2 protein-coding genes are annotated in these 1627 nt (G+C 43.7%); one reads left to right on the forward strand and one right to left on the reverse strand.

The window, feature by feature from the left end:
• The first annotated feature begins 165 nt into the window (after nucleotides 1–165).
• A complete protein-coding gene (locus DP116_RS28175; RefSeq protein ID WP_169158243.1) occupies nucleotides 166–732 on the forward strand; it encodes a fasciclin domain-containing protein in 567 nt (188 codons plus the stop codon).
• Nucleotides 733–1041: 309 nt separating this feature from the next.
• Here DP116_RS28175 and DP116_RS28180 read toward each other — a convergent pair whose 3' ends face one another.
• Entirely contained in the window at nucleotides 1042–1326 is a 285-nt protein-coding gene (locus DP116_RS28180) for a hypothetical protein (RefSeq protein WP_169158244.1), read from the reverse strand.
• Between the last annotated feature and the right edge of the window lie 301 nt (nucleotides 1327–1627).

Genomic DNA, 1627 nt, shown 5'->3' on the forward strand with positions numbered 1-1627 from the left:
CTACACCCCTACACCCCTAGTTTTGGTAAATCCGTACCAAGTTGATTTCGAGATATAACTACAGGAGTAGCAACTGTAGTATGACAAAATGTTACACTTTATAAAGATCAAAGGAATTTCGTAACAAAATATTCACATCTTTAACATTACGCAAAGTTAAGAACCATGAAGAACCGACAAAATCAACACCTTTTTGGCAAAACACTTGGTATCGCGCTCGCGACAGCCAGTCTTGTGATCAGCACTCCAACTTTCGCCCAGTCTCCCTCAGCTGCACCGACCAAACCAGCGATGTCAGGGTCTCAAACAACTGGTGCAGGTACAGTTGTCGATGTTGCTAGCTCGAATCCTTCTTTCAAAACCCTGGTAAAGGCTGTGAAAGCAGCAGGTCTTGTAGAGACCTTATCTGGTAGTGGCCCATTTACTGTGTTTGCACCCACGGATGCTGCATTTAATAAGCTACCAAAGGCAACTTTGCAAAAACTACTCAAGCCAGAAAACAAGGAAACCTTGACCAAGATTTTGACCTATCATGTCGTATCTGGTGCAGTTGATTCCAAAAGCCTTAAGTCAGGTGCGGTTAATACCGTTGAAGGTAGCCCAGTTGACGTTAAAGTTGGCAAGGGTGTAACGGTGGGTAAGGCAAAAGTCACCAAACCAGATATCAAAGCTAGTAATGGCGTGATTCATGCGATCGATACAGTGCTTCTTCCTCCTGATGTGAAGCTGTAGTGTTTCCCTAACAATATAGAGAGTCATAAATCTCGGCTTGGAGTTCAGCCTTTCCCCCGTGTTCCCAAAAAAAGATAGGCTAGAGGCGTAGATACAGGTTGTATTGCGTACGAAGTGCGTTGTAACCTACGCCATATTTACCTTAATTGTTCTGACGTTCCTTGAGTTGCAGTAATATTTGCGCGTGCATTTCGCGGGTAATTGGGTAAAAATACGTTAAGACTAAGCCACTAACTAATGCGATAGCTTCGCGCTCTGCATAGCGGCAGATCGTGTTTACACCAATCTCGAACAAAAATTCGTTGTTTTTCAAAACCTTATGGGATAAACCTTTGATCCAACAACCCCAATCAGCACGATAAGACCTAGGGCTCTGCGAAAATAATTAACGCCTTGAAATAATTCCTCCCATGCCCACGTAAACAAGGAGCCAAAAGCCACAGCGTCTAACACTGTATTGATTTCGCCGCTTGTAAAAATTAGTTTGAGTAAACTAGCTACAGCCCAGACAATAATTGGTGGGTTTGGTGGCTGAGCCACAACAATCTGACCGTCGCTGTCGCGGAAGATTTTATCGAATAATGTATTTTCCATTGTTTGGATGCCCGCGATTGCTGCGCGGTTTATGGGATCTATAACCAAATCTACATCATAAACTCATGTGGAGTCAGAAGAATTTAACGTGACTTGGGAAGATATTTGCAACGCGCACGGGTGCGAGGTCTTAGCACTGGATAGGTTTGTGCTAATGGCGACGTGAGGTGAAGTTGAGCGAGATTAATTTTCCTGACCCAGTTGTCTAAAAAACAGTAACAAGCAAGCTTAGATTCAATCCAGAACTATTGACACTCCCCTGCCTAAAGGCGAGGGGATTCTACATTCATCGTCAGAACTT

Origin of the sequence: Brasilonema bromeliae SPC951, assembly GCF_012912135.1 — a bacterium.
Classification (GTDB): domain Bacteria; phylum Cyanobacteriota; class Cyanobacteriia; order Cyanobacteriales; family Nostocaceae; genus Brasilonema; species Brasilonema bromeliae.